This window comes from Pseudoalteromonas sp. SIMBA_162 (assembly GCF_046535955.1).
Lineage (GTDB): Bacteria > Pseudomonadota > Gammaproteobacteria > Enterobacterales > Alteromonadaceae > Pseudoalteromonas > Pseudoalteromonas marina.
On record NZ_JAWJBQ010000729.1, the window covers coordinates 1 to 256 of the forward strand.

Genomic DNA, 256 nt, shown 5'->3' on the forward strand with positions numbered 1-256 from the left:
GCCTGGGCATAGGCATGCCAGACCAGCGCCCGGCTTTCCAGATTGCCTTCGATCTCATCCAGCACGCACAGCCCCATCGCCGCCTGGAACTCATTCATCTTGGCGTTGATGCCCAGTTCCTCGATGCACTCCGGGCCGGTGATGCCGAAGTTGATCAACTTGCGGGCGCGTTCCAGGTCTTCCTTGCGCTTGAAGATGATCGCGCCGCCTTCGATGCTATGGAACAGCTTGGTGGCGTGGAAGCTCAGGGTGCTGG

The 256-nt window shown here is 60.5% G+C and carries 1 protein-coding gene; it reads right to left on the reverse strand.

The annotated features are described in order from the left end of the window. Positions 1-256: DegT/DnrJ/EryC1/StrS family aminotransferase (locus tag R0J88_RS21595; RefSeq protein WP_410901117.1), on the reverse strand; the 256-nt coding region annotated here is incomplete at both ends.